The organism is Streptomyces sp. NPDC032822 (genome assembly GCF_055578825.1).
The window spans coordinates 167,090-188,874 of the sequence record NZ_JBVIOL010000013.1; the positions used below are offsets into that span (position 1 = coordinate 167,090).

General features: G+C 68.9%; 24 protein-coding genes and 1 pseudogene. 19 read left to right on the forward strand and 6 right to left on the reverse strand.

Annotated elements, in window-relative coordinates:
* The first annotated feature begins 72 nt into the window (after window positions 1-72).
* From ACZ5VD_RS31695 to ACZ5VD_RS31715, 5 genes are all read left to right on the forward strand, one after another.
* Complete coding sequence (locus ACZ5VD_RS31695) at window positions 73-504, forward strand: gas vesicle protein GvpG (RefSeq protein WP_468552574.1); 432 nt, start codon at window positions 73-75, stop codon at window positions 502-504.
* A complete protein-coding gene (locus tag ACZ5VD_RS31700; protein WP_468552573.1) occupies window positions 501-866 on the forward strand; it encodes a gas vesicle protein in 366 nt (121 codons plus the stop codon). Before ACZ5VD_RS31695 ends, ACZ5VD_RS31700 begins: the two co-directional genes overlap by 4 nt.
* Entirely contained in the window at window positions 856-1,698 is an 843-nt protein-coding gene (locus tag ACZ5VD_RS31705; RefSeq protein WP_468684143.1) for a GvpL/GvpF family gas vesicle protein, read from the forward strand. The genes ACZ5VD_RS31700 and ACZ5VD_RS31705 overlap by 11 nt, the downstream gene beginning before the upstream one ends.
* A complete protein-coding gene (locus ACZ5VD_RS31710; protein WP_468552571.1) occupies window positions 1,695-1,880 on the forward strand; it encodes a gas vesicle protein in 186 nt (61 codons plus the stop codon). Before ACZ5VD_RS31705 ends, ACZ5VD_RS31710 begins: the two co-directional genes overlap by 4 nt.
* Window positions 1,881-2,023: 143 nt before the next feature.
* Window positions 2,024-2,293, forward strand: a complete 270-nt coding sequence (locus ACZ5VD_RS31715) for a gas vesicle protein K (RefSeq protein ID WP_468552687.1) — start codon at window positions 2,024-2,026, stop codon at window positions 2,291-2,293.
* Between the two features lie 290 nt (window positions 2,294-2,583).
* Here the strand turns inward: ACZ5VD_RS31715 and ACZ5VD_RS31720 are convergent, their stop codons facing one another.
* Window positions 2,584-3,522 (reverse strand): serine protein kinase RIO, encoded by a 939-nt coding sequence (locus tag ACZ5VD_RS31720; RefSeq protein WP_468684144.1) that lies wholly within the window; start codon window positions 3,520-3,522, stop codon window positions 2,584-2,586.
* A 341-nt stretch (window positions 3,523-3,863) separates the two neighbouring features.
* Between ACZ5VD_RS31720 and ACZ5VD_RS31725 the strand changes: the two genes are divergently transcribed.
* Complete coding sequence (locus ACZ5VD_RS31725; protein WP_468684145.1) at window positions 3,864-4,811, forward strand: NmrA/HSCARG family protein; 948 nt, start codon at window positions 3,864-3,866, stop codon at window positions 4,809-4,811.
* Window positions 4,811-4,933, forward strand: a complete 123-nt coding sequence (locus ACZ5VD_RS31730; protein ID WP_468684146.1) for a hypothetical protein — start codon at window positions 4,811-4,813, stop codon at window positions 4,931-4,933. Before ACZ5VD_RS31725 ends, ACZ5VD_RS31730 begins: the two co-directional genes overlap by 1 nt.
* 29 nt (window positions 4,934-4,962) lie before the next feature.
* Here ACZ5VD_RS31730 and ACZ5VD_RS31735 read toward each other — a convergent pair whose 3' ends face one another.
* From ACZ5VD_RS31735 to ACZ5VD_RS31745, 3 genes are all read right to left on the reverse strand, one after another.
* Complete coding sequence (locus ACZ5VD_RS31735; RefSeq protein ID WP_468684147.1) at window positions 4,963-6,303, reverse strand: right-handed parallel beta-helix repeat-containing protein; 1,341 nt, start codon at window positions 6,301-6,303, stop codon at window positions 4,963-4,965.
* A 63-nt stretch (window positions 6,304-6,366) separates the two neighbouring features.
* Entirely contained in the window at window positions 6,367-7,413 is a 1,047-nt protein-coding gene (locus tag ACZ5VD_RS31740; protein ID WP_468552566.1) for a glycosyl hydrolase 53 family protein, read from the reverse strand.
* Window positions 7,414-7,966: 553 nt separating this feature from the next.
* Window positions 7,967-8,425, reverse strand: a complete 459-nt coding sequence (locus tag ACZ5VD_RS31745; protein ID WP_468684148.1) for a carboxymuconolactone decarboxylase family protein — start codon at window positions 8,423-8,425, stop codon at window positions 7,967-7,969.
* A gap of 95 nt (window positions 8,426-8,520) precedes the next feature.
* Here ACZ5VD_RS31745 and ACZ5VD_RS31750 point away from each other — a divergent pair, with 95 nt between their 5' ends.
* The 5 genes and pseudogenes from ACZ5VD_RS31750 to ACZ5VD_RS31770 all read left to right on the forward strand — a co-directional run bounded on the left by ACZ5VD_RS31750 (window position 8,521) and on the right by ACZ5VD_RS31770 (window position 13,494).
* The gene (locus ACZ5VD_RS31750) at window positions 8,521-9,510 is read left to right on the forward strand and encodes a pirin family protein (protein WP_468684149.1); all 990 of its coding nucleotides are present in this window, start codon (window positions 8,521-8,523) and stop codon (window positions 9,508-9,510) included.
* Window positions 9,511-9,532: 22 nt separating this feature from the next.
* Window positions 9,533-9,871: a GNAT family N-acetyltransferase gene (locus ACZ5VD_RS31755; RefSeq protein WP_468684151.1), complete on the forward strand. Its 339-nt coding sequence runs from the start codon at window positions 9,533-9,535 to the stop codon at window positions 9,869-9,871.
* A 130-nt stretch (window positions 9,872-10,001) separates the two neighbouring features.
* Window positions 10,002-10,469: a MarR family winged helix-turn-helix transcriptional regulator gene (locus ACZ5VD_RS31760; RefSeq protein WP_468552562.1), complete on the forward strand. Its 468-nt coding sequence runs from the start codon at window positions 10,002-10,004 to the stop codon at window positions 10,467-10,469.
* Window positions 10,466-10,561 (forward strand): annotated as a pseudogene (locus ACZ5VD_RS31765) (hypothetical protein); the annotation flags it as partial. The gene ACZ5VD_RS31760 and the pseudogene ACZ5VD_RS31765, both read left to right, overlap by 4 nt.
* A gap of 584 nt (window positions 10,562-11,145) precedes the next feature.
* Window positions 11,146-13,494, forward strand: a complete 2,349-nt coding sequence (locus ACZ5VD_RS31770; protein ID WP_468684152.1) for an alpha-L-fucosidase — start codon at window positions 11,146-11,148, stop codon at window positions 13,492-13,494.
* A 75-nt stretch (window positions 13,495-13,569) separates the two neighbouring features.
* On the opposite strand, the gene ACZ5VD_RS31775 is transcribed toward ACZ5VD_RS31770, so the two are convergent.
* Window positions 13,570-14,418: a helix-turn-helix domain-containing protein gene (locus ACZ5VD_RS31775; RefSeq protein ID WP_468684195.1), complete on the reverse strand. Its 849-nt coding sequence runs from the start codon at window positions 14,416-14,418 to the stop codon at window positions 13,570-13,572.
* A gap of 403 nt (window positions 14,419-14,821) precedes the next feature.
* Here ACZ5VD_RS31775 and ACZ5VD_RS31780 point away from each other — a divergent pair, with 403 nt between their 5' ends.
* From ACZ5VD_RS31780 to ACZ5VD_RS31795, 4 genes are read left to right on the forward strand one after another with little or no spacing between them, the layout of a single operon-like run.
* The gene (locus ACZ5VD_RS31780; RefSeq protein ID WP_468684153.1) at window positions 14,822-15,205 is read left to right on the forward strand and encodes an MmcQ/YjbR family DNA-binding protein; all 384 of its coding nucleotides are present in this window, start codon (window positions 14,822-14,824) and stop codon (window positions 15,203-15,205) included.
* Window positions 15,206-15,214: 9 nt separating this feature from the next.
* Window positions 15,215-15,577, forward strand: coding sequence for an MmcQ/YjbR family DNA-binding protein (locus ACZ5VD_RS31785; RefSeq protein ID WP_468552559.1), 363 nt, complete (start codon window positions 15,215-15,217; stop codon window positions 15,575-15,577).
* A 38-nt stretch (window positions 15,578-15,615) separates the two neighbouring features.
* Window positions 15,616-16,041: a PPOX class F420-dependent oxidoreductase gene (locus tag ACZ5VD_RS31790; protein ID WP_468684154.1), complete on the forward strand. Its 426-nt coding sequence runs from the start codon at window positions 15,616-15,618 to the stop codon at window positions 16,039-16,041.
* A gap of 58 nt (window positions 16,042-16,099) precedes the next feature.
* A complete protein-coding gene (locus ACZ5VD_RS31795; RefSeq protein WP_468684155.1) occupies window positions 16,100-17,425 on the forward strand; it encodes a replication-associated recombination protein A in 1,326 nt (441 codons plus the stop codon).
* 256 nt (window positions 17,426-17,681) lie between these two features.
* Here ACZ5VD_RS31795 and ACZ5VD_RS31800 read toward each other — a convergent pair whose 3' ends face one another.
* Window positions 17,682-18,053 (reverse strand): DoxX family protein, encoded by a 372-nt coding sequence (locus ACZ5VD_RS31800; protein WP_468552556.1) that lies wholly within the window; start codon window positions 18,051-18,053, stop codon window positions 17,682-17,684.
* A gap of 234 nt (window positions 18,054-18,287) precedes the next feature.
* On the opposite strand from ACZ5VD_RS31800, the gene ACZ5VD_RS31805 reads away from it, so the two are divergent.
* The 3 genes from ACZ5VD_RS31805 (at window position 18,288) to ACZ5VD_RS31815 (ending at window position 21,688) form a co-directional block, all read left to right on the forward strand.
* Window positions 18,288-19,400: an LLM class flavin-dependent oxidoreductase gene (locus ACZ5VD_RS31805; RefSeq protein WP_468552685.1), complete on the forward strand. Its 1,113-nt coding sequence runs from the start codon at window positions 18,288-18,290 to the stop codon at window positions 19,398-19,400.
* Window positions 19,397-19,837, forward strand: a complete 441-nt coding sequence (locus tag ACZ5VD_RS31810) for a tetratricopeptide repeat protein (RefSeq protein ID WP_468684157.1) — start codon at window positions 19,397-19,399, stop codon at window positions 19,835-19,837. Before ACZ5VD_RS31805 ends, ACZ5VD_RS31810 begins: the two co-directional genes overlap by 4 nt.
* A 765-nt stretch (window positions 19,838-20,602) precedes the next feature.
* Entirely contained in the window at window positions 20,603-21,688 is a 1,086-nt protein-coding gene (locus ACZ5VD_RS31815) for a beta-ketoacyl-ACP synthase III (RefSeq protein WP_468684158.1), read from the forward strand.
* Window positions 21,689-21,785: the final 97 nt, after the last annotated feature.

The following is a 21,785-nucleotide window of genomic DNA, read 5'->3' on the forward strand; positions in this document are numbered from 1 at the left end:
CGCACGGACCCCGCGACCGGGCACCGCGCCTCACCCACCGCCACTGCCTCCCGACCGGAAGGAGAGCGCTGTATGGGCCTGCTGAGCAGCCTGCTCGGCCTGCCGCTGGCTCCGCTGCGCGGGGTCGGCTGGGTGCTGGAACAGGTGGTGCAGGAGGCCGAGCGGCAGTACGCCGACCCGGCCCCCATCCACCGCGAACTGGCCGAGCTGGAAGCCGACCTGATGGCCGGCCACATCACCGAGGAGGAGTTCGACCTTCGGGAGGACGAACTCCTGGATCGCCTGGAACAGATCACCACCGGCAACGCCGAGGACTGGGCCGACCCCGGTTGGGACGAGACTCCCGCCGCCCACGATGCCCCGGCCGCTCCCGCTGCCCCAACTGCTCCCACCAGGAGCACCCGCGATCCGGCCACCGCGTCCGTGCACAGCGACACGACCCGCCCCCACCCTCTCGGTGACCTGGGCGCCGACGCTCCGGCACTACAGGAAGGCCCCCCGTGACCGACGCCCTCACCCGGCGATCAACTGCCCTGTCGCCCCCGCCAGGCAACGCAGGCAATCTGGCCGACATCCTGGAACGCGTCCTCGACAAAGGAGTCGTGATCGCCGGGGACATCAAAATCAACCTCCTCGACATCGAACTCCTCACCATCAAACTCCGGCTGCTCGTCGTCTCCGTCGACACCGCACGCGAGATGGGCATCGACTGGTGGGAACACGACCCGACCCTGTCCTCCCGCGCCGCCCGCCCCGCCCCACCACCCGACCCCGACCGCACTGCGGAACTCGCCGCCGAGAACGCCCGCCTTCGCGCCGAACTCCACTCGCTCAACGCCCGGTTGAAGGAACCCGATGACCTCTGAGCCCTCGACCCCGCCCCCGGCGGACCTCACCGACGCGGTCTACGCGTACGCCGTACTGCTGCAGAACGAGGCGGCCGAAGCGGCCGCCCGTGAACTGCGCGGTGTCGACGGTCTGCCGGTACGGATCCTGCATGGTGCCGGCACGGCCGCGGTCGTCAGCGACGTACCCGCCCGCACCTTCACCGAAGAGGTCATCGCCCAGCGGCTCGACGACATCACCGACCTGGAACGCCTGGCCCGCGACCACCACCAGGTGATCGCCGCCCTCACCTCCCACACAGCAGTACTACCCCTGCGTCTGGCCACGGTGTACCTCGACGACGACAGCCTGCTGCGACGCCTGCACGCCGACGACGGCCACTTCCGCGCCACCCTGAACCAGTTGGAAGGCCACGACGAGTGGGGCGTCAAGATCTACGCCAACCCCCCTGCGACCACCCCACCCCCCGAGGACCGGCCACGCTCCGGGCGCGACTACCTGCGCGCCCGCCGCACAAGCCGGGACAGCCATGCCCTGGCCCACCAGTCCGCCGCCGACCTCGGCGCACAAGTGGACCGCATGCTCACGGAAGCGAACCTGGCCACATCAGTACGCCACCATCGCCCCCAGCCCGCCGTTCTGTCCGCGCAACCGGGGGAGAACATCGTCAACGCGGCCTACCTCGTCCCCCGACAACACACACGCAGCTTCCAGGACCGCGTCGAGGCACTCGCCGCCGACACCCCCGGCGCCCGACTGGAGATCACCGGACCCTGGGCCCCGTACTCCTTCGCCACACCCCCACCGGAACAGACCGAACGGGACCCCGCGATCACGCTGACGACACCATGACCGCCCCCGTCCCGCCCCACGCAGAGGTCGCATTGGTCGACCTCCTCGACCGACTCCTGGCCGGCGGCGTCGTCATCACCGGAGACCTCAGCCTCTGCATCGCCGACGTGGAACTGGTCCGCATCTCCCTGCGGGCCCTGCTCACCTCGGTCGAGGAAGCCACCGAAGGAATCCTCACGTGACACCACACGGCGAATACACCCCCGCCTCCGCCTCCCTCCTCGCCCCGCGCACCCCACCCCCCGACGCACCACACCCGCCTCCTTCCGCTACCCGGACAACGCCGCCCCCCGACTCCGAACAGGCCTCGCCCCGGCGCCTCGACCTGGACAAGGACACCGTCGAACGCGACCTCGTCCGACTGGTGCTCACCGTCGTGGAGCTGCTGCGTCAGCTCATGGAACGTCAGGCCATCCGCCGCGTCGAGAAGAACGACCTGACCGAGGAGCAGGAGGAACGCATCGGCATGACCCTCATGATCCTCGACGACCGCATGACCGAACTGCGTGAGCGCTACGGCCTGAAGCCCGAAGACCTCAACCTCGACCTCGGCCCACTCGGTCCCCTCCTGCCCCGCCAGGAAGGGAACTCCTGAGATTCCCGGCCCAGAGACGTCGGTGATCGCGTCACGGGCCGCGCATCCCGGTGAAGGCGATCTGACCACCCGGCAGTGGGCCCGGCGGAAACAAGATCCGCCCTGCCGATTGCGGAGTGGTGTGCGGGCGCTCCGGTTCAAGAGACCGTCGGGGCAGTCTTCCTGAGCGAAGCCCGGCCCGGCGTGGTCTATCGATCTCTGAGCAGGCTCGTGGTCACCAGGGGGGTGGAGGTGAAGTGCGGCCTGCACGTCTGAACGGAGTTCCTGACTCGGAAGACTCGCCACCCGGTCTAGAAGGCATGCGCCATCAGCTCCGCGAACAGCGCGTGCTCGTCGACATCGAGGCCCCGTGAGCGGAACCAGCCGCAGATGTTGGCGCAGTCGCGCTGGAGGAAGGTCATGCCGTTGAGGTTGCCGACCAGGTCGACGATCTGCGGTAGGTCGATGATGACCAGCCGTTCGCCCGCCGCCAGGATGTTGTACGCCGAGAGGTCGCCGTGCACGAGGCCGTTCTGCACCATCGTCGCGAGCGCGTCGGTGAGTTGCTCGAAGTACGCTGCCAGCAGTTCGGGGGAGGGCCGGGTCTGGGCGAGCCGGGGCGCGGTCTGGTCGGCGCCGTCCTCGTCGACGACGGTGATCCACTCCATCAGGATCTCGGTGCCGTCGATCTGGACGGGGTAGGGGACCGGCAGACCGAGGTTCCAGAGCCGTACCAGCGCACCCCACTCGGACACCGCCCACTCGCCGGCCGCGACCTGCCGGCCGAAGGTGCTCTTCTTTTTGAGGGCTCGCTCGTCACGTGAGCGCTTCATCGAGCGGCCCTCGGTGTACGACGCGGAGCGGTGGAAGGTCCGGTGCTCGGGAGAGCGGTATCGCTTGGCCGCCATGACCACGCCGGCGGCGGGGTCGAGCGGGTCGGTGCGCTCGACGAGGTGGACGTCGGCTTCCTTGCCGGTCTTGAGGACGCCGAGTTCGGTGTCGATCGCGCCCTGCGAGGTCACCACCCAGTCCGGGAGCGGCTCGGGGCCTCGGCAGAGGGGCTCGACGCTGAGCCAGGTCGACCAGCGCTGGCCGTCCTGGAGGTCGTCGTAGGAACGGAAGTCGAAGACGAACCGGTCGTCCACGTCGCCCAGTTCGTCCGGCGGCGGGACGTGGTGGTAGGGGGCGGTGACGAAGTCGTCAGGAAATGCCGGGTGCTGAGGGTATGGCGAAAGGTTGTCGTGAGACATCGCTGGAGGTGCTCCATGAGGTGAAAGGGAGGCGGTCTGCGGGCAGGCCGAGGACAGTCGTGGTCACGGTCGTGCCTCCTCTCGTGGAGCACCGGGCAGCTCCCGGTGTCCGGCCCAGGGTGAGGGACGGACACGGGCAGCGGCAACCGAATAAAGTCGGCCCGCGTCGGGCGGCCGTAGCGGTGCCGTGGGTTTCCGGCGTGATCCTGCGTGCCGGGCTCGTTCCGGCCTGGCACGGGCTGACGTGCTCCAGCTCATCTCGATGATTGATAGATCAACCGATTCGCAGTAGTGTTGTTGATGCGTCAACAAAGATCCTCTTCTGGCAAAGGACACCTGTCATGAGCAACAAGAAGGTCATCGCGGTCGCCGGAGCAACGGGTGCGCAGGGCGGCGGTGCCGCACGGGCGGTCCTGGCCGACCCGGAGTCGGGCTTCACGGTCCGCGCGCTCACCCGTAACCCCGACTCGCCCGCGGCCAGGGAACTCGCGGTGCTCGGGGCCGAGGTCGTGCAGGCGGACTTCACTGACGAGCCGACGGTGCACAAGGCCTTCGAGGGTGCCTACGGCGCCTTCCTCGTCACCAACTTCTGGGCGCACGGTTCGGCGGCGAAGGAGATCGAGGAGATCGAGGTTCTGGCCCGCGCGGCCGCGGCCGCCGGGCTGCGTCACGTGGTCTCCTCGACGCTGGAGGACACCCGCGAGCTGCTGCCGCTGGAGGACGGCCGTATGCCGGTCCTGCAGGACAAGTACAACGTGCCTCACTTCGACGCCAAGGGTGAGAGCAACAAGCTGTTCACTCAAGCGGGCGTGCCGACCACCTTCCTGAACACCACCTTCTACTTCCAGGGCTTCCTGCAGGGCCTTGGCCCCCAGCGTGGCGAGGACGGTGTGCTGACGCTGAGCCTGCCGCTGGAGGACGGCAAGCTGCTGGCCGGAGTGGACGTGGCGGACATCGGCCGCACGGCCTTCGCCATCCTCAAGGGCGGCGAGCCGTTCATCGGGCAGAGTGTCGGCCTGGCCGGCGACCACCTGACCGGTGCGCAGTATGCGGAGAAGCTGGCTGCGGCGCTGGGCGAGCCGGTGCGCTTCCAGTCCGTGCCCTACGACTTCTTCCGCACTCTTGAGATTCCGCTTGCCGAGGAGCTCGGCAACATGTTCCAGTACTACGGCGACTTCGACCAGGAGTTCACCGGCGCCCGTGATCTGAAGCGGCTGCGCGAGATCAACCCGGCCCTCAAGAGCTTCGACGACTGGCTGGCGGAGAACGCCTCGAAGTTCGAGGTGTAGTGACAAGCGCGACCACCACGGTGGGCGGACACCTCGTCGCGCAGGCCGCCCCGGAGACCGTCGCCGCCCTGATCCCGCAGCCCTCTCCCGCCGGGAGCCGGGAGTCGGCCGTGGGTGGCTGAACCGCGGCCGGCGCGGCCGGTGGCGGACCTCAGTCGGTTTCGAAGGCGCCGAGATCCGGGGCCTGTCCCTGGTACGGCAGGCCGGTGTTGACGCCCTTGTCGATCAGGGCGCTGTTCGCCGCGAGACGGAGGTGGGGCAGCACGGGCAGACTGCCGTCCGTTTGGCGGGACGCGTCCCAGCCGGATGTCGACACGCTCTGGAACTGTGCGTCCGACAGGGTGATGCCCAGGTTCCAGGAGTTGTTGGCGGCACTCGTACCGGTCATGTTCGACGTCAGGGTGCCGGTGTAGGCGAGGTTGTTGCGCAGGGTGCCCCGGCCGACGGCGCCGCCGCCGGAGTCGACTCCCAGCATGTTGAAGTCGGGGCGGTTTCCGTAGCTGGTGTTGTTGAAGTAGTCGTTGGCGACGGGGTGGTGGTTGGCGTAGAAACCCGATGCCCTGTTGAGGAACGCCACCGAGGTGCGGACGGTGTGCTTCACGGCGCCGGCGTCGTAGTCGCCGCCGTAGCCGCCCGCCTTGAAACCGGTTCCGTTGCCGGCTGCCGTGGTCGTTCCGGGCATGTACCCGTTGCGCCACGCCCAGGAGTTCTCGATGGTCACGGACGAGTAGGCGCTGATGAGGTCGAACCCGTCGTCGGCGTTCCACCACGCGCGGCTGCCCCGGAACACGTTCCCGGGATTGCCGGCCGAGATGTGCGCGCCGAATCCGTCGGCGTTCTCCCCGGCCCCGTTGGAGGAGTTGGTGTCGTAGTTGTCGTGCGAGTCGCTGTTGAGGACGAGGTTGTTGCCGCCGTTCTGGATGAACAGGCCAGGGCCCATGTGATGGTGGGTGTTGAGCTGCTCGAAGGTGTTGTTGCTCCCCGAGATCCAGATTCCCCAGGACTCGTGGTTGAGGTTGTTGTTCTGCGGCACCCCGGTGACTTCGAGGCCCTTGAGGTGGATCCAGCTACCGGTGACGTCGAAGCCCTTGATGCGGCAGTTGTCCTTCATGCCCGAGAAGGTGAAGACGGGTCTCTCTCCCGGGTAGGCCCAGTAGCGGATCGGACTGCCCGAACTGCCGCTCTTGTTCAGGGTGATGGCGTCGACCCGGTCGGTCTGGCTCACGCAGCTCTTGGTCCCGTGCGTATAGCCGTAGGTGCCGCCCCGTAGGTACACCGTGTCGCCCGGCTGGGCGAGGGCCTGCGCATGGGCGAGGGTCGCCCAGGGTGCGGCCTGCGTCCCCGCGGCGTTGTCGCTGCCGTCCGGGGCGACGTAATAGACGTTCGCCGCCGCCGCGTTGCCCGCGGCCGTCGAAGCGGCGGGCACCGCGAAGGGGGTCGCCGCGACCGCCGCCGCCAGCAGGGCACGTCCGATGTTCCGTACAGGTCTCATCATTCACTCCGGGTTTCGTCGCTCACTGGGAAGGCGCGCGGGCGCGGCGCCCGCGCGCCACGGTCACACGCCGAGGAACCCGTCCATCGCCGCCGTGGGCCGCCGGGTGCTCTCGTCCCAGGCCGAGCTGTTGTAGGCGTTGAACGAGGGATAGCCCTCCGGCTCCCAGAAGAAGGTGCCCAGGCCGCCGAAGCCCTTGATCCCGGTGATGAAGGCTTTCAGCGAGTCACGCACCTGGGTGGGCTTGCCCACCGGGCCGCCGTACTCCACCTGCATGATCGGCTTGCCGTAACTCGACTGGATGGTCTGCATGTTGGCCAGCACGACCGGAACGTTGCCGCCCTGCGCGTAGGAGGACAGGCCGGTGATGTCCCACTTCCCGCCGTTGCCCTGGTAGGCGCCCAGGAAGTTCTGGAGACTGGCCAGGTTCTGCGGCTGGGCCAGATGCACCATGACCGGGGTGTTCGGGAAGACGTCCTTGGACATGTCGTACGCGGCGTTCAGCAGGCCCGTCATCTGTGCCGGCTGACCGATGCTGCCGATCGGCTTGCAGATGCCGGAGTTGGTCTCGTTGCCGATCTTCACCCAGGCCGGCGTCACGCCGTAGTACTTGATGATGTTGCACGAGTGGTAGACGTAGTCGTACATGGCGTCGAGCATCTGGCTGTAGGTCATGGCCGCCCAGGCCGCCGGCGGTTTCTGTACGCCGACCGAGTTCCAGGTGTCGCCGAAGTGGAAACCGATGAGGACCTGCATGCCGGCGTCCTTGGCCCGCTTCGCCAGCTGCGCGGTCTCCTCGATGCTGCAGTGCCCATTGCCCGGATCGCTGGAGGGGTTGACCCAGGTCCGCAGCTGGATCGCGGTGATGCCGTACCCCTTGAGGATGGTGAACAGGTCCTGTCGCACCCCGGCACTGTTGTTCCAGTAGTAGCCGCTCGCCTCCATCTGCGGCAACCAGCTGATGTCAGCGCCCTTGACGAAACTCGCCGCATGCGCCGGGGTCGCCAACGGGCCCGCGCCCAGGGCGAGCGCACCTGCGCCGGCGGCTGCGCCGAGCAGCACGCTGCGTCGCCCTAATCCCGGAGACTCGGTTCGATTGCGGTCGGTCATGGCGGGTTTCCCTTCGTTGCTGCGTCCTTGTTCTTCGACTGGGCCGGGATCCAGGCGCCCTGCCCGGCGTGGCACGGGCCGACCCGCTTGTCGCCCGTCACCGGAGCCGGGCCATCCGGGTGTTCGCCTGTAGGTCGCCGTCCGCCGGGGCGAAGTTGCCGCCCTTCCAGAACCCGTTCTGGGAGACGGCCATCCGCCCGGCCACGAAGGTGGGACAAGGTCCGCCCGTCGGGCAAGGGGTTGAGCGAGGACGGTGTGACCGGGCACCGCGGTCGCTCACCGGCCTTGCCGCGGACCGCGGTTGCTGTGTCGAGGCCCGACTGCGCCGTTCAGCCTTCGGCACCGCCGCGGCCGACCGCGTGCACCGCCGGCACGCTCACCGCGGACAGCGCCGCAGAGCCCGCGCCGCGCACGCCTCCTCCAGGCGTAGGGCGAAACGCGTAGCGCGGACGGCATGCCGCAGGCAGAGCCTCTGCCCGTGCTTTCGGGTCGGCGAAGATCGCCCGCCTCTCCGTCCAAGGGCCGCTGAGCCGTCGCCGGGCAGGACGAGGCCTCACGTGCGGTGATCGGCCCGTACCGGATGCTTGCTCATGATCGAGACCCGGTTGAACGCGTTGATGGTGACCGCCACCCAGATCGCGGCGGAGATCTGGTCATCGGTGAGCACCTGTCGAGCGGCCTCGTAGGCGGACTCCTGCGCGGTGGCGTCGGCGGGGTCGGTCGTCGCCTCGGCCAGGGCGAGGGCGGCACGCTCGGCGGGCGTGAACACCTCGGTGTCCCGCCAGGCGGCCAGCACTCCCAGCCGCTGCGCCGACTCACCCGCGCGCAAGGCCGCCCTGGTGTGGATGTCGAGGCAGTAGGCGCAGCCGTTGATCTGCGACACGCGCAGGTTGATCAGTTCCACGAGGGGGCGGTCGAGCCCTGCCTCGCCGGCGACCGCGCGCACCGCTTCCGCGGCCTGAACCAAGGCGTCGAAGGCCTGGGGGCTCTGTTTGTCGATGAAGATGCGCATGTCTCCCGCTCGTCGTCCACTTCGCTCTGGTCTTCGCTCTATGACCATGGCACTCTAGTTGACGTAACAACTAGATTTCATGGGAGGTGGCCTCGATGAGTAATGCCGAAGCCGAGCCGGCTGTGATGAGATGCGGGTCGCAGGCCGACGACGTGCGGCCGGCCGGAGTGTCACGGGTCGACGTGCTCCCCGCACGGGACGTCCCCCTGGGCGGCCCGCGTTCGATGACGGTGCGGCGGACACTGCCGCAGCGTGACCGTCCGCTGATCGGCGCCTGGTGTTTCGCCGACCACTATGGTCCCGACGAGGTCACTGACAGGGGTGGCATGGCGCTGGCCCCCCACCCTCATACCGGACTGCAGACGGCGACCTGGCTGTTCGGCGGAGAGGTCGAGCACCGTGACACGCTCGGCACCCACGCCCTGGTGCGCCCCGGAGAGATCAACCTCATGACGGGCGGATACGGCATCGCCCACTCGGAGGTCTCCACCCCGCGCACGACCGTCGTCCACGGCGTCCAGCTGTGGGTGGCACTGCCGGAGGCGCACCGCGACGCGCAACGGGACTTCCAGCACCATGCGCCCGAGCCCGTGCGCATCGAAGGGGCTGAGATCAGGGTCTTTCTCGGTTCGCTCGCCGGCGAGGTCTCGCCGGTGCGGACGTTCACACCGCTGCTCGGCGCCGAGATCATCCTCGAACCGCGGATGACGGTCACCCTCTCCGTGGACGCCGACTTCGAGCACGGCGTTCTCGTGGACAGCGGGGACGTCCGTGTGGCCGACACCTCGCTGCACCGGGCTGACCTTGGGTATGTCCCGCCGGGTGTCGGCACCTTGACGCTGACGAACGAGTCGGACGATCCGGCGCGGACGATTCTGCTCGGCGGTACGCCGTTCGAGGAGGAGATCGTCATGTGGTGGAACTTCATCGGCCGCACGCACGCGGACATCGTGAAGGCCCGCGAGGACTGGGAGACCTCCTCCGACCGTTTCGGCACGGTCGAGGGATTTCCCGGCGGCCGGCTTCCCGCGCCCACCCTCCCCAACGCCACCATCAGGCCGCGCCGCAACCCTCCGCGCCGCTGATCTCCCACAGAAAGGTCCCTCGATGAGCCAGTCCGATGCCACTCCGGTCGTCGAGCGGGTGGACGCCCGCCACCGGTACGAGATCGTGGTCGACGGCAAGCGCGCCGGCGTGACCGAGTATCGCGACCGCGAGGAGCAGCGCGTGTTCTTCCACACGGAGGTCGGTGACGCCTACGCAGGACAAGGCCTGGCCGCGGAGCTGGTGCGGCAGGCGCTCACCGGCACGCGTGCCTCCGGGAAGCGGATCGTGCCTGCCTGCCCGTACGTGGCCAAGTTCCTGAAGAGGCATGACGAGTTCGCCGACATCGCCGACCCGGTGACCCCTGACGTCCTGCGGTGGCTGGAGGCACAGCTGCGCTGACCCCCGCACCGCCGGGCGGGGGATCCTCGTCGAGCGTTGGCCGCAACTCACTTCCGAAGGGTGTGCCAACCCGGAAGTGGGCTTGCGGCAGCAAGATGGGTGACCCGTCAACTGCTCTACACTCGCTTGTATGGATGAAGAGGTGCGGTGGTTGACGGCGGAGGAGCAGCACGCCTGGCGGAGCTTTGTCCGACTGCATGAGCGGCTGGTGGGCCGTCTGTCACGCAGGTTGCTGAGTGAGTCGAAACTCTCGGCCGCCGATTTCGGCGTGCTGGTCAATCTGACGGATGTGCCGGACGGCCGGCAGCGTTACCAGGATCTGGCCCGGGCGCTTGAGTGGGAGAAGAGCCGGATGTCCCACCACATCGCGCGGATGGCCGGACGAGGGCTGGTGGTCCGCGAGGAGTGCCCCGAGGATGCGCGGGGAGCGTTCGTGGTGATCACGGACGCGGGGCGGACGGCGATCGAGGCGGCGGCTCCGCTGCATGTGGAGGCGGTGCGCGAGCTGTTCCTGGACCATGTCACCCCGGCAGAGCTGCGGACGCTGGCCGACATCTCCGACCGCGTGGTGGGGAAGCTGGACGAGGATCCCGCCTGAGAGGCTGTACGGGCCTTCAGTTCCTCACCCCGAACTCCACGCAGCGCACCGACGGTCGGGACGGTTCGCCGCGCGCACGCATCCGCTTCGCCGTCGAGACCGCTGGTGCTGTCGCCGAAGCCGCCGACGCGGACGAGATCGGCTTCCGTGTCCCCCTGGGCGCCCTTCGACGACATCCACGAGCCCGGCCGGGTCGACGTGACGGCCACCCGCACCGTGCTGGTCGACACGCTCGGCCTGGCCTGAGCGCAGGCGCCCTCACCGACAGGTTTCGCAAGGTGAACGGCACATGAGGGTCGAGCACCGCGTACAGGTCAGTGACGCGCCGACCCTCACCAGCGCGTGACTTCGGTCGTCGGCCGCCCACGAACAGCGTGGCGAGGAGGTGCGAGCCACGGGACATGTCGTCGGCGGTCTCATCCGAGCCTGACGGGGAGCCTTGTCAGCCGTTGTCGAGGGCCCATGGTCCTCTCGGTGAGCTGAGCCCGGACCCGTTGTCCTTCCAGAGCCGGCTGTGGTGGGACTGGAGATGTGTCAGAAACCGCTCAAACGGTACGTGGATCCAGGCCACCCACTTTTCATCCGACCTATGATCTCAACTTTCCTTCATGTCGGCGGCGTTGACAGCTTCACGCGTCCCATCAATCATCAGACATCCGATGAATGGGAGCCGCTCATGGGTACGTATCCGAGACGTCAGGTCCTGGGCACCGCGGCCGGAGTCGCCGCAACAGCAGCCCTTCCCCTCGCCTCAGCCACCGCCGCACATGCCGCCGCACCACTCGCCGAGCGCACCGGACCGTGGGCTCCCGTCCCCGACCCCGTGCCTGTTCCCCTCGATTCCCTCTACGACAACGACGGTGTCGACACCGCCGCCGCCCGGGGCGGTGACTTCGACGGCTCGGGCTACACGTTCCCGGGCGAGGAACTGCCCAGGGGCCGTGTCGAGGTCGACGGCACGCTCTTTGTCTTCCCGGCTTCGGACGCAGGCGCGAAGAACAATGTCGTCGCACTCGGCCAGCGCGTAGAACTGCCCAAAGGCCGCTACCTCTCGGCCGTCTTCCTCACCGCGGGCAGCTATGGCAACGCCTCCGGCAGAGCCACCGTCCACTACACGGACGGTTCGACCACGACCGCCCCTCTCGGCGGATCCGACTGGTACGCCTCGGGTGGATCCCTGTCGACGCCGTACCGCTACGCACCGGACGGCACCAGGGACGCCCACCGGGTGGGGATCGGCACGTCCGAATTGTGGTTCGACCCACAGCGTGACGCCGTCGCGATCACGCTCCCGGTGACCAACCCGGCGGAGGCGAACAAGGCGTCGCTCCACGTCTTCGCGCTGTCCCTGCAACCTGCCGCTCAGGGACGGGCGCTGGCCCTGCGCGGGGCCCGGTCCACGAACTCGCTGCTGGAGTCGTCCGGCGCCCAGAGCATCGAAGCCACCGTCGTCAACGCGGGAACGGTCTCCGTACTGGCCGCGGACGGCGTCTCGGTGGGCGTCGTGGTTCCGGGAGCCCGCACCGTCGAGGCCGCCCGGGTTCGCCGCCTGGACCCCGGTGAGCAGGCCCGCGTCCGCGTGGGCATCCGCAACCGCGGGGGCACCGCCCCCGGCACGGTCCGCGACGGCTCGGTGACCGTCACCGGACGCGGCAGCCAAGTCGCCGCGCAGACAAGCCGGTTGACCCTCGGCGTCGCCGACTACCAGCCCACCGCGTCCTCTCTCTCCGGCCACCAGGCCCCGTACTGGTTCCAGGGCGCCAAGTTCGGCATCTTCATCCACTGGGGCGTCTACTCGGTGCCGGCCTGGTCGCCGGTCGGAAAGCAGTACGCCGAGTGGTACTGGAACCACATGCAGGACCCCGCGAACGCCGTCCACGGATACCACCGCGAAAAGTACGGAGAGAACTTCGCCTACGACGACTTCATCCCGATGTTCACGGCGGAGAAGTTCGATCCGCGCGCCTGGGTCGAACTGTTCCGGGACGCGGGCGCGCAGTACCACGTGCTGACCTCGAAGCACCATGAGGGCTTCGCGCTGTGGGACACGAAGGTTTCCGACCGCAACTCCGTGAAGATGGGCCCCAAGCGGGACCTCGTCAGGGAACTCTTCGCGGCGTCCCGCCGGTACACCCCCGAACTCCACCGAGGGCTCTACTTCTCCATGCCCGAGTGGTTCAACCCGGACACCCCCTGGATGGGGCACGCCCCACGCAATCCGTACACCCTGGAGCCGGTGCCCTACACGGGATACACCGGGGGCAAGGACTTCGTGAAGGACTACCAGGCCCCGCAGATGCTGGAACTGATCCAGGGCTACGACCCGGAGCTCATCTGGTGCGACATCGGCGGCGCCAACGACAGCCTCCATGTGCTGGCCGAGTACTTCAACCACGCGAAGAACCGCGCCCGGCCCATCGAGGTCACCGTCAACGACCGTTCGGGCATCGGCTTCCACGACTTCACGACCCCCGAGTACACGACGTACGACAACACGGTCGTCGCCAAGTGGGAGTCCAGCCGTGGCCTTGACCCGTTCAGCTACGGGTACAACCGGGCCACCCCGGACGACGCCTACATGACGACGGAGGAGGTCGTGCACAGCCTCGTCGACATCGTCTCCAAGAACGGCAACTTCCTCCTCGACATCGGCCCACGTGCCGACGGCACCATCCCCGAGATCATGCAGACCCGGCTGCGGGAGACCGGCCGCTGGCTGCACACCAACGGAGAGGCGATCTACGACACCACGTACTGGTCGCGGATGGCCGAACTGGGCGAGGACCTGCGGTTCACCATCCGCCCCGACGAGGCTTTCTACATCCACTCCCTGGCCGAGCCGGGCGCCAGACTCACCGTCGAAGCACCGATACCGATCCGCAGCGGGGACAAGGTGACCATGCTCGGCCATGGCCGGCCCCTGACCTGGACCCTCAGCAACGGGGCGCTGGTGATCGACGTCCCCGAAGCCGCACGCAAGGCGGGCCGGCATGCGTGGGTCTTCAAAGTGCACTGGCGTGTCTGAGACCCGAGGGGCACCCTGAGCGCGACTGGTGGCCGCGACGGCACAGCGTCGCTCGCGACACCGGTTTCCGCCCCCTCAGAGGTCCGGGGCGGCCTGACGAGCCGCGTAGGCGGCGGGTGTGAGGCCGGTGTGGTGGCGGAAGAAGCGGCCGAAATTGGCGGTGTCGGTGAAGCCGAGGTGGTCGGCGACCGCACGGGCGGCCCACCGGGCGTGGCCGAGCAGGCGACGTGCTTCGAGCAGGCGGCGTTGATCGACGACCTCCCGTGCTCCGGTGCCGGCGGCGGCCCGGGTGGCGCGACTGAGGGTGCGGACGGAACAGCCGAGCAGCCGGGCGTAGTCGTCGACGCGGTGCAGCTCGCGGTAGTGCAGCTCCAGGGCGTCCAGAAACCGTTCGTAGAGCGGCCGTCGTTGCGAGGTGTTGCCCGGGGGAGTGGTTCTGCCGGCGACCGGAGCTTCCGTGAGGTCCGGTGAGTTGGCGAGGCGGAGCAGCAGGGCTTCGAGGAGACTGCACCGCAGGGCGTGATGGGCCGCGAGCGGACGGCGACCCAACGCACGATGCTCGTCGAGGAGTTGGTAGGTGGTCTGTTCCAGCCAAGGGGCATCGGCGGGATGCGGGGTCAGGACGGCGGGGGCGTCGTGCGAGGTGACGGGAGCCAGCTGACGGGCGATGTCGGGCCGGAGCGCCGCCGGTTCGAACAGGATGAAGGGGCCACGGGCGGGGCCGGGGTCGTGCCAGCACTGCACGTGCCCGGGGCGCACCCACAGCCACTGGCCGGGAGCGACCGTGCGTGTGACGTGATCGACGTCGTGCCGCAGTTCACCCTCCGTGACGAGGATCAGGTAGTGGAAGGTGGCGCGGCCTGGACGGGGCGGATTCCACGGCCAGTCGTCGTGGTCGGCATGGAAGTCCTGGAGAGTGGTCACTTCCAGGCCGTACGGGGTCCCGACCGGGGGCTGGAATCCGAACAGCGGCACGGACTCCGGCTCCGCGCGGGCGGCGGAGTCGGGCCGTGAGACGAAGAGGGCGGAGGAACCGCGCTCCGGCTCTGCCGGTTGTCGCCTGTCGACCATCATGTGTCCGCAGTCTACCGCCCTCATGGTGGTCCGGGGGGAAAGGATGGTGACTGCGGCCCGCGTGTGCGTGCCGTCGGCGGGGGTGAGTGCCGGGGCACTCGCACTCGGCCCTTCGCGAACGGGAGAGCGGTGACGTGCTCACCGTCGCAGTCGTGTTGCCGAGACCGCTGTTCGCACTGAGCATGCCGGAAACGGCACCTCACGCCCTGTACCGCCGGTCGGGGCGCTCGTATCGATGAAGGAGCTGTTGACCATGGACGGAGAGACGCTGCAGAAGGCCGCGGCCGACTGTGCCGAGGAACTTCCCGGGGTCGGCCTGGAGCACCCGTTCGGCATCGAGTGGGAGGTGTACAAGGTGCGCGGCAAGGTCTTCATGCTCATGACGCAGGTGACGGGGGAGCCCATGGTGATTCTCAAATCGGCCCCCGACGAGGCGGCCGCCCTGCGTCACGAGCACGCGGAGATCACTCCCGGCTACCACATGAACAAGAAGCACTGGATCACCTTGGAGGGCGGACACACGATCGACGAGACGCTGGTGAAGGAACTCGTGACCGACTCCTACCGACTTGTCGTCGAAGGGCTCGCCAAGTCCCAGCAGCCCGTCGACCCGCACACCTACGGCCGCCGCGCCTGACCCCCGGGTATGTCGTTCGACGGCACGAAGCTCCAGGACGCCGCGCGCCGCACCGCGCTCGCGCTCCCGGAAGTGGGCCACGGGCGCCCGTTCACCGAGCAGTTGGACGTCTACAAGGTGGCGGGCAAGGTCTTCCTCATCGTCACGGACGACCCGGACGAACTCATCGTCACCCTCAAGGCGGAACCGGAGTACGGGCGGCTGCTCCAAGGCGGGCACCCGTCGATCACCGCGGGCCGCTACCTCAGCAAGCGGCACTGGATCTCCGTAGGGGCCGGCCGGGACGTCACGGCCGACCTGGTCGCCGAACTCGTCGACCACTCCTACCACCTCGTCCTGCAGACGGTTCCGCACCGCCGCCGTCCCCGATGACCCTCAACCGACCAACCGATTACGGACAAGGACCGCCCATGCACAGCATGTCGACCGAGGAATGGCACGCCTTCGTCACCCGTGGCGCGCCCACCGGACGGTTCGCCACCGTCGGGGCCGACGGCACACCGAACATCACGCCCGTCTGGTACGTCTTCGACGGCGAGGCCTTCCTGTTCACCACGGGTGGCGCCACGGCCAAGGCCCGCAACCTGCGGCGCAACCCCCGTGCCTCCCTCTGCGTCGCCGACGACGCCGCACCCTTCGCCTACGTGGAGGCGCGCGGCGAGGTGACGCTCAGCGAGGACCTCGACGAACTCCTCGATGTCGCCACCCGGGCCGGTGCCCGCTACATGGGCGCGGACAAGGCCGAGGAGTTCGGCAAGCGCAACGCCGTCCCCGGTGAACTCGTCGTCCGCCTGCACCCCACCAAGGTCATCGCCTACGGCGGCGTCACCGACTGATGAACACCCGGCCGCTCTCCACGCCCACCGCGCGCGTCCCGGAGCCGAGGACCCGTCCATGAAGCACGAAGCACAAGCGCTGCCCTTGTTCGACGACGGCACGCGGCGCCCGCTCGCCGACCGGCTGCGGCCGCGCACCCTGACGGATGTCGTCGGGCAGGAGCACCTGCTCGCGCCCAGTGCTCCCCTCGGGCGCATGGTCGAGCAGCAGCGGTTGGTGTCGGCGGTCTTGTGGGGTCCGCCCGGATGCGGGAAGACCACCATCGCCCGGCTCCTGGCGCAACGGACCGAGCTGGCCTTCGAGCCGCTGTCGGCCACGTTCTCCGGTGTCGCGGACCTGAGGAAGATCTTCGAGGCGGCCCGGCGCAGGCGCGACATCGGCCAGGGCACGCTGCTGTTCGTCGACGAGATCCACCGGTTCAACCGGGCCCAGCAGGACAGCTTCCTGCCCTACGTGGAGGACGGCACCGTCACCCTGGTCGGGGCCACCACCGAGAACCCCAGCTTCGAGCTGAACGGGGCACTGCTCTCCCGCTGCCGCGTCTTCGTCCTCAAACGCCTAGACGACAGTGCCCTGGACATCCTCGTCTCGCGAGCCGAGGAGCTTTCCTCGCGCGAACTGCCGCTGGACGACGAGGCCCGCCTGGCCCTGATGGCCATGGCGGACGGCGACGGCCGGTTCCTGCTCAACATGGCCGAACAGCTCCAGGCGCTGCCCGACGGCACACCGCCACTGGACACCGCCGCTCTCGCCGAGCAGATCCAGCGGCGCGCTCCGCTGTACGACAAGGCCCAGGAGGGCCACTACAACCTGATCTCGGCGCTGCACAAGTCCCTGCGCGGCTCCGACCCCGACGCGGCCCTGTACTGGCTCGCCCGCATGCTCGACGGCGGCGAGGACCCCCTGTACATCGCCCGCCGGCTCGTACGCTTCGCCAACGAGGACATCGGAACCGCCGACCCCCAGGCGGTACAACAGGCCCTGGCGGCCTGGGACGTGTACGAGCGACTCGGTTCACCCGAAGGCGAACTGGCCATCGCGCAGGCCGTCGTCCAGCTGGCGACCGCCCCCAAGTCCATCGCGGTCTACCGGGCGTTCGGCGCCGCCCGGCAACGCGCCCGCCGCACCGGCTCCCTGATGCCTCCGCTGCACATCCTCAACGCGCCCACCCGGCTCATGAAGAACATCGGCTATGGCGAGGGCTACCAGTACGACCCGGACACACCGGACGGATTCTCCGGCGCCGACTACTTCCCCGAGGGCATGGACCGCGAGACCTACTACCACCCCACCGGGAGCGGCTACGAGGAGCACATCCGCCGCCGACTGGACCGGTGGTCGACCCTGCGCACACAACGCTCGGCCCCCGAGCCCGAGGCCTGACGGCCCGTACCCGACGGAACGGTCCACGTTCCCGGAACCCTCACGCGCGTGCAGCAGAAGACGTCAGCCATGACTGATCAACGACGCTCGCCCTCTCGTCATGGCGACTGACTTCCAGGTGCTGGTCCATCCGGCCGATGCCCGGATCTCCGAGCGGGTGGCCGAACGGCCGGACCAAGAACCGTTCTGACCGGTACGTGGTCGGCTGCCCAGACCGCAGCAGGGGCAGCCGGGGACGATGTCCGAGGCCGCAGGCTCACATGGCCAGACCGAGGGTGACGGCGGTCGCCGCGGAGACCAGCGCGAGGATGATGGGGGCCATGGCGCTACCGCGCGTGGCGGGGTCGGCGTAGTCGCCGACCTTGGCGTGGAAGCCCACGGCGCCGATCATCGTGAGCCCGAAGCCGGCAGCGGCCGCGATCCCCAGAGGCTGCCAGAAGAGCCCCACGACCAGGCCCACGAACGCGGCGACCTCGGCCAGCCCTATGAAGCGGACCAGACCGGCGCTCAGACCCATGTGGGACTGGAGCCCCGCGGACACCTCGCCCTTCAGCATGGCCTTCGGCGCGCCGGCGGCCAGCGCCACAAGGGCAAGCAGCACGCTGAGGACGGCGGCGGTGATGTACATGGAGGTGGTCCCTTCCCGTGTGGCCCGCGCCCCGGCCGGGGTTCGCGGGCCATGGGTCGTTGCGTCGACGAGGATCGTCATCGAGGAACATAGGGAAGCCGTGGTGATGCGTCAACTACATGGGCGTCGCGCCCGCGCCTGGGGACGGCTGGCGCACGGGGTCGGAATACCGAGGCGCCGGGGTGTGTTGCGGAGGTATAGTTGATGCGTCAACTCAAGCAAGGGGTGATCATGATGCAGTTCGGCATCTTCACCGTCGGTGATGTCGTCATAGACCCGGCCACGGGCCGTGCGCCGACGGAGCACGAGCGGATCAAGGCGATGGTCGCCATCGCGCAGAAGGCCGAGGAGGTGGGCCTGGACGTCTTCGCGACCGGCGAGCACCACAACCGGCCGTTCGTGCCGTCGTCCCCGACCACGATGCTGGGCTGGATCGCCGCGCGCACCGAGCGCATCATCCTGTCCACCTCCACCACGCTGATCACCACCAACGACCCGGTGAAGATCGCCGAGGACTACGCGATGCTCCAGCACCTGGCCGACGGCCGCGTCGACCTGATGATGGGCCGCGGCAACACCGGCCCGGTCTATCCGTGGTTCGGCAAGGACATCCGCGACGGGATCAGCCTCGCCGTCGAGAACTACGCACTGTTGCACCGGCTGTGGCGCGAGGACGTCGTCGACTGGGAGGGCAAGTTCCGCACGCCGCTCCAGGGGTTCACGTCCACGCCCCGCCCGCTGGACGGCGTACCGCCCTTCGTCTGGCACGGCTCCATCCGCTCCCCGGAGATCGCCGAGCAGGCCGCGTACTACGGCGACGGCTTCTTCCACAACAACATCTTCTGGCCGAAGGAGCACACCGGGAAGATGATCGACCTGTACCGGGAGCGGTACGCGCACTACGGCCACGGCAGTGCCGAGCAGGCGATCGTCGGTCTGGGCGGTCACGTCTACATGCGCCGCAACTCCCAGGACGCCATACGCGAGTTCCGCCCGATGTTCGACCGCTCACCCGTGATGGGCGGCGGGATGCCCATGGAGGAGTACATGGAGCAGACCCCGCTGACGGTCGGCACCCCGGAACAGGTCATCGAGAAGACGCTCACCTTCCGCGAGTACGCCGGCGACTACCAGCGCCAGCTGTTCATCGTGGACGGCGGGGGAGTCCCGCTCAAGACGGCGCTGGAGCAGCTCGACATGCTCGGCGAGGAGGTCGTGCCCGTGCTGCGGAAGGAGTTCGCCAAGGGCCGGCCTGCCCAGGTGCCCGATGCTCCCACCCATGCCTCGATGCTCGCCACCGGCGGTGCAGGCCTCGCGCAGGAGCCGACAGGAAAGGAAGACCGATGACTGACAGCTTCGACAGCATCAACGGCTATGCGGCGCAAGCCGGAGTCGCGCCCGATCGCTGGGCCAGTGCCCTGCACCTGTTCGACGACGGCGTCGGCGTGCCGCACGAGGAGACCGTCTTCGAGCGTTGGGAGAGGGCCCGCCTGCTCTTCGAGGCCCGGGACTACATCGGCGCCGCCCGTCTCCTCGCCGTCGTCGTCCAGGAGGTCCCGGAGCAGACCGGCCCTCGGCTGCTGCTGGCCCGTTCCTACTATCACTCGGCCCAACTGCGTCTCGCCGAGGAGCAGTTGCGCGAGGTCATCGACCGCGACCCGGTGGAGCACTACGCCCACCTGATGCTGGGCCGCACTCTGGAACGCCAGGGGCGCCGAGACGAGGCGGCGCCCTGGCTGCGGATGGCTGCCGCCTTCTCGGGTGAGCTGTCGGTCGAGCGCTGAGTCGCGCGGGTACGCGGAAGAGGGGCACCGGCCAACCGGTGCCCCTCTCTCATGGCCTGCGGCCTTGCCTCGATAGGGTCGAGCCTCTTCAACCAGGACAGCCAGGGCGCAGCAGCGCCGTCGTGCTGGAGGACGGACGGGTCGAGCGACGGGTCTGAACGTCCGGCAGGGACACGGAGCCTGGGCAAGGGTGAAGTCACCGGACCGCCTTCCAGGCGGCCATCTGCCTTGTGACGGCGACCCACTGGCGGTGCGACCGTGGTCCTCCCGAACCGGCCTGGCCGGCCCGGAGATCCAAGCGGTGCAGGCAGGCGTTCCTGCGCCGCTTCGACCTGGACCACGTGCGACACGAGGCGCCGCACAATCGAGTGGCGGTTGAAGGCCTTCACCCTCGGGTCTTCGCGTCCAGGATCCCCGGGGCCCGTTTCGTGCTGCACTCCACCCGAAGACGCCGCCCGACCGTGCGCCGCCCACGGCCCGACGACTCCTGCCTCACCACGGTCCTGCCACGCCGCCACCGTGCCAGAGGTTCTCGCGAGTCGCGTGCCGGCCATTGTCGAACGGTCGTCCTCAAGGGCCCTCCTTCGAGTGATCCACTGATGGCCCAACGGCCGTAACGTTTCCGCACCATGCCGACTGAACTGGGACGTTGTGGGAGTTCCGGCTGAACGGCTCATGTGTTCGGATCACGTTCCACCGGGAACGGATCTTGGTCCGGTCTACAGTCGTGCCGCTCTTCCAAGATCAATTCTCATTGAGGCGTGTGTGACTTTCCGATCTCCTTGCGCAGGCCCCCTCTTGAAGACGCCGCAGGCGGCTGTCCTGGAGGGCATCGCCGGTTTCGTCCCTCCGGACGCGGTGGCGAACGATGACCTGCCCGCCGCGTGGGGTGTCGACGATGCCTGGGTCCGCCGACGCACCGGCATCGGCGAGCGGCGCCGCGCGGCACCGGGGGTGGCCACCGGTGATCTCGCCCTGGAGGCGGCCGGCCGGGCGCTGGCGGTCGCCGGTGATCCACTGGTGGACGCCGTAATTGTCGCCACCTCCACACCGGACCGGCCCATGCCGGCCATGGCGCCCCGGCTGGCCACCCGCCTCGGGCTCGGCGGAGCGGCCGCCTGGGACGTGTCCGCCGCGTGCAGCGGATTCGTCTACGGTCTCGCCACCGCCGTCGGGGCCTTGACCTCGGGGTGTGCCGACCGTGTCCTGCTGGTCGCCGCCGAGGTGTACTCGACCCTGCTCGACCCGCAGGACCGTTCCGCCGGAATCGTGTTCGGTGACGGTGCGGCGGCGACCGTCCTGCGCCGCGGCGAGCGGGACGAGCCGGGCGGCGTGCTGGCGCTGGACCTCGGCAGCGACGGCTCGGGACACGACCTGATCCAGGTGCCCGGCGGCGGCGCGCTGGAGCGCTCCCGCCCCGACGACTACGGCCCGGACGACCGCTACTTCCGTATGCGGGGGCGTGAGGTGTTCCAGCACGCGGTGACCCGCATGACGCAGTCCGCCCACACCGTGCTCAAGCGTGCGGACTGGACGGCCCAGGACGTGGACCGGTTCTGCGCCCATCAGGCCAACGCGCGCATCCTGTCCGCCGTCGGCGACCGCATCCCCGTACCCGACGACCGGCACGTCACCAACATCGCGCGGGTCGGGAACACCGGCGCCGCCTCCATCCCGCTGGCCCTGGCCGACGCCGCCGCGCGGGGCGAACTGCACGCCGGGCAGCGGGTGTTGCTGACGTCCTTCGGTGCCGGCCTCACCTGGGGATCGGCGGTTCTGGTGTGGCCGGAGCTGCCGGCCGTGCCGCGCGTCGACGCTGCCGGGCCGGCCATGCGCCTCCCGATCGCCTGAGACTCGCCGGTCCTCTTCTCGAACGTCCTGGCTGCTCCCTGTCCGACAAACAGGGTGAGCGCCCCGATTCCAATGCTCCCCTCACCCCACCGAAAGG